Raw genomic sequence first — 3,760 nt, 5'->3', positions numbered from 1 at the left:
ACAAATCCCCATCTGTTTACAAAGTTCAGCCTAGCGGGGCTTTCTTACTTTGTCCACCTGATGGGGTGCATATCAGTACCACGCAGGGCGAGTTTACCTGTGGCAGGTGTCCAGTGCGGGGCCAGGTAGGGAAGGTGGTTTTCCGTTGCTTGCGCTGCCGGAGTATTTTCCGCATTTAAAATTGAATTCTTCATAAAAGAATAATTGGAAAAATTCCTGGAACCGATAATAGCAATATTCATTTGTTTACTCCTTGGATTCTATTCTTTATCTTGACATGCTATCAGGAGAAGCTATCATTATTCCCATGAACAGCCGGCATGAAAAAACACTTCAGGCGATCTATGCTCTTCCCACAAGCAGGACTTTGGAATGGAAGGACATGGAAGCGTTGTTCATCGCTCCTGGGGCAACGGTAATCGAGGGCGATGGTTCGCGGGTGAAATTCATGCTGCAAGGCAGAATCATCAGTTTCCACCGTCCGCACAGACCGAAGACGGTGCGGGCCTATCAGGTGGAACTGGCACGAGAGTTCCTGCAGGGCTTGGGGATAGTACCATGAAAAACGTCATGAAGCACAAAAACTATGCGGGCACGGTGGAATACAGCGCGGAAGATGATTGTCTTTTCGGGCGGATTCTTGGTATTTCGGACGTGATCAGCTATGAAGGTGAAAGCGTGGCCGAGCTGCGTGCTGCCTTCGAGGAGGCTGTGGACGACTACCTGAACCTGTGTGCGGAAACTGGCAGAAAGCCTGACAAACCGTATTCCGGCAAAATCCTTTTGCGGGTTTCCCCGGAATTGCACGCTCATGCGGCCATGCAGGCGAAGCTTCACGGAATGTCACTCAACCAGTGGGCGGCAGAACGCCTTGCTGAAGCCTGAAAAGCCAAGCCTCAAGAATTTCAGGAGCTGCGCCGCGTTGTCCGGCAGCCAGGCTTTGTCTTAAACCGCCGGAGGCGCGAGCGGTAGCGAGAACAGGCGGAGCGCACAAAGCAGGACTTTGAGACGTTGCGGGTTCGGGCAAGGCCTCCAGCGTCCCCCCTCCCGCGGGCGGCGCTCACGATCCGGACGATCACCGGCAAAGGGCGTCCACGATCAGCCAGATCAGGCAGCCGGCACAAAGCGCACAGCCGGCAAAGAAGAGTATGATGACGCCCACGGCTTTCACGGCGAGAACGACAGCGGCTAGCATCAGCCACAGCAATCCTAAAATGAAAGCGCCCAAAGCTGTTCCTCCCCGTGGCAGGACATCAATGAATGTCCCGAGGCTTGAGAGTGAAGAAGGGGTGTCCGGCCGCAGCGATGTCCCGGCCGCAGGACTGTCCGGCAGAACAGTCCTGCAGATCCGGAGCTCCAGGGGCTTCTCCCGCAGCCTCCGCTGTCTCCGCTTTTTCCGCTGCTGGGCGTGAAGGCGTCCCGGGGCTGCCCGCCGGATCAGGGCGCGGGAATTTTTTCGGCGTGCCGGACGTTTCTGAATCTACGGAAAATATATAAACGTTTTTATGAGATTTTCTGGCTTTATGTATGGAATCATACGTTCCTTTGGAACTTCCCATAGGAAAAGCCATGATAATATCTGCATTCTTAACAATCTCAGTATTTCTTATGACACCGGCAGCTTTCCCATATCTCTTCCATTCAGGTTTAAAGATCATTGTTTTGAGATTATACTCTTTCGCGAATAATTCACCTAAAGTATCTGCCCCTTTAGCACCGCCTGAAACCACATAGTCTATATCTTCAATTTTAACAATATTTAAAATTGAATTCTTCATAAAAGAATAGTCGGAAAAATTCCTGGAACCGATAATGGCAATATTCATCTGGTTTCTCCCTGGATTCTCTTCTTTATGGTATCGTTTTCGTATTCGTGAAAAAATCCTGATGGAAAAACACCCCTATGTGCGTGGAGAAGACAACTTTCGGCCTTCGGGGCAGAAGGAAAGGCAGAGAGCAGCCCCTCCATTTCCCCTTTGTCCACATCGCTGAGAGGTGTCGCGGCATTCACGTCAGGCGCGGCAGGCAAGCCTTGCCCGTCCTTCCCGGCGTTCCCGTCAGGTAAGTCTTGCGCGTCCCGGTGCGTTTCCAGCAGGTCAGGACGGCAGACCCACACCGCACCCAGGGCGCCGCGGACGAGGCCCGAACCAAAAAGCAGGACTTTGCCCGGCATGAATCCCTTCCTTTGCAGACCGGCAAAAAAGCGGCGGAAAGCGGCGAGAGAGAGTGGCGTCCCTCCGCCGGGAGACGCCGCCGCGCGGGACGGAGCGCGTTGTCTGCTGGTACGCGCCCCGCGCCGCAGAAAGGTTCCTTTTTTCGAGAGGCTTCGGCAGAAGGCTTCGCAGAACGGCGGCGAGCCGTTAGACCGCTGCCGCAGCGGCCGCGGGCCTCGCTTCCGGCGCCTGGTCCGGCTGCTGTTCGGAGACTTCCTCACTGAAAGAGTCTTCCGAAGCGTCCTTAGCAGAATTTTCCGAAACGCCTTCTTCCGTGTCATCCCGGAGACGCACTTTCCAGACACCGTCCCAGGTTTCCCGTTCTGCCTCCGTTTCGGAATTCTTCTGCGCCGAGTATTCCCTGAACAGCGCCGTGCCTAGGACACCCAGCGCGAGACCCGAACCGAAAAGGGCGATTTTCTTCCACATCGTTGAACTCCTTTGTCTGAATACCGTGACTGTCCAAAAGTGCTATGGATGAGGCAAGCATACCGCTTCCCGCGGAGGCGTACAGGGAAAATCCGGCGTCAGTCCACAGCAGTGTGGACGGAAGGGCGGAATTTTTCTGCCTTACCGCTGGCTGAAGGCACGGCTGCTGGTGGCGGCCTTGACGGGGAGGCGAGGATTCAGATTCCGGCAGACATCAGCGTGGACCGGATACGGCGTCCCGCCCGCGGCGGAATGGACGAGCGGACACGCCGTTCCCGCGGGCGGCAGAACGGCAGAGGAACTCGGAGAGACAGGGGCTTGAGGCAGAAGGGCAGAGGAGCAGAAAGGCAGGGAAGGAACGTCAGCTGAACGGCAGAAGGTGCAGCTCTCAGGAGCGGCAGCAGGGATGCCAGTGGCGCTGCTTGAACGGAGGGCGGGAACAGCAGAAACGAGCGGCTTCTGAACGAACGGGGCGCGGACTTAACGCCGCGGCACGGAGTTAAAGAGTTCGTCCAGGACCTTTTCGGCCTGCAGCATTTCCCGGCAGGGCGTTTCGCCCTCGTCTCTGAGTCCGGCGTTGTTGCCCTGGATTTCCCCATACAGGACGGTCAGTTTCTTCACCGTTTCCTCGTCCAGTTCTCCATAGCGGTCCATGAATTCCTTCAGCTTCCCGGACTGGGCGAGTATCTTTTTCAGCAGCCGGTTCTCATTCTTGCGGGAGGCCCTCCCTCTGGCCCGGCTTCTGGCTTCTTCGTGCAGGTCATCGTCATAATACCTGCCGATGGATGCGGCGGTTTGGACGAGGACGCTGCCGCCCAGGAAGGTAGTGGCCACGGCGGGAAAGGTCAAAAGGGCTGGGATGGCGTCAAAGGGGAAGATCATGTGGAGGGGCCTCCTGCCTGGTTTTGCTGACGGTACACGGGTGGCACAATAATCGGTGCAAGCATGCTCAGCCGTCCACAGTATCCTGCCTGAGTTGTCGGAGCGTTGCTGGATTTCTTATACCCTTTCAAACCTGCAAAAGCAACAAAAGCAAAAAACAGAGAGTATCACTTTAATAATGATAAAAGTTCTTCGATCTTGCCGTTAACGCGAAATCGCTGAAACAACGCCAGAGA

Annotated in this window: 7 protein-coding genes; 2 read left to right on the top strand and 5 right to left on the bottom strand. The window is 55.4% G+C overall.

The window, feature by feature from the left end:
• Positions 1–44: 44 nt before the first annotated feature.
• Positions 45–242: a hypothetical protein gene (locus tag Q0Z94_RS11465; RefSeq protein WP_298069835.1), complete on the bottom strand. Its 198-nt coding sequence runs from the start codon at positions 240–242 to the stop codon at positions 45–47.
• Positions 243–307: 65 nt separating this feature from the next.
• On the opposite strand from Q0Z94_RS11465, the gene Q0Z94_RS11460 reads away from it, so the two are divergent.
• Both Q0Z94_RS11460 and Q0Z94_RS11455 read left to right on the top strand, forming a co-directional pair.
• A complete protein-coding gene (locus tag Q0Z94_RS11460; RefSeq protein WP_298069834.1) occupies positions 308–562 on the top strand; it encodes a type II toxin-antitoxin system HicA family toxin in 255 nt (84 codons plus the stop codon).
• Positions 559–885: a type II toxin-antitoxin system HicB family antitoxin gene (locus tag Q0Z94_RS11455; RefSeq protein WP_298069833.1), complete on the top strand. Its 327-nt coding sequence runs from the start codon at positions 559–561 to the stop codon at positions 883–885. Before Q0Z94_RS11460 ends, Q0Z94_RS11455 begins: the two co-directional genes overlap by 4 nt.
• 190 nt (positions 886–1,075) lie before the next feature.
• Here Q0Z94_RS11455 and Q0Z94_RS11450 read toward each other — a convergent pair whose 3' ends face one another.
• From Q0Z94_RS11450 to Q0Z94_RS11435, 4 genes are all read right to left on the bottom strand, one after another.
• The gene (locus Q0Z94_RS11450; RefSeq protein ID WP_298069832.1) at positions 1,076–1,228 is read right to left on the bottom strand and encodes a hypothetical protein; all 153 of its coding nucleotides are present in this window, start codon (positions 1,226–1,228) and stop codon (positions 1,076–1,078) included.
• Positions 1,229–1,253: 25 nt separating this feature from the next.
• Positions 1,254–1,826, bottom strand: coding sequence for an SLOG family protein (locus Q0Z94_RS11445; protein WP_298069831.1), 573 nt, complete (start codon positions 1,824–1,826; stop codon positions 1,254–1,256).
• Positions 1,827–2,360: 534 nt separating this feature from the next.
• A complete protein-coding gene (locus Q0Z94_RS11440) occupies positions 2,361–2,642 on the bottom strand; it encodes a hypothetical protein (RefSeq protein WP_298069829.1) in 282 nt (93 codons plus the stop codon).
• A 480-nt stretch (positions 2,643–3,122) separates the two neighbouring features.
• Positions 3,123–3,524, bottom strand: coding sequence for a hypothetical protein (locus tag Q0Z94_RS11435; RefSeq protein ID WP_298069827.1), 402 nt, complete (start codon positions 3,522–3,524; stop codon positions 3,123–3,125).
• Positions 3,525–3,760: the final 236 nt, after the last annotated feature.

The sequence above is a fragment of the uncultured Mailhella sp. genome (genome assembly GCF_947631555.1).
Taxonomy (GTDB): Bacteria; Desulfobacterota; Desulfovibrionia; order Desulfovibrionales; family Desulfovibrionaceae; genus Mailhella.
Note: the sequence above shows the minus strand (reverse complement) of the source record. Positions and strands in the feature narration are given on the sequence as shown.

Coding starts and splice junctions, on each gene's coding strand:
- Q0Z94_RS11465 (WP_298069835.1), bottom strand. CDS start 242: ATGAATATTGCTATTATCGGTTCCAGGAATTTTTCCAATTATTCTTTT.
- Q0Z94_RS11460 (WP_298069834.1), top strand. CDS start 308: ATGAACAGCCGGCATGAAAAAACACTTCAGGCGATCTATGCTCTTCCC.
- Q0Z94_RS11455 (WP_298069833.1), top strand. CDS start 559: ATGAAAAACGTCATGAAGCACAAAAACTATGCGGGCACGGTGGAATAC.
- Q0Z94_RS11445 (WP_298069831.1), bottom strand. CDS start 1,826: ATGAATATTGCCATTATCGGTTCCAGGAATTTTTCCGACTATTCTTTT.
- Q0Z94_RS11440 (WP_298069829.1), bottom strand. CDS start 2,642: ATGTGGAAGAAAATCGCCCTTTTCGGTTCGGGTCTCGCGCTGGGTGTC.
- Q0Z94_RS11435 (WP_298069827.1), bottom strand. CDS start 3,524: ATGATCTTCCCCTTTGACGCCATCCCAGCCCTTTTGACCTTTCCCGCC.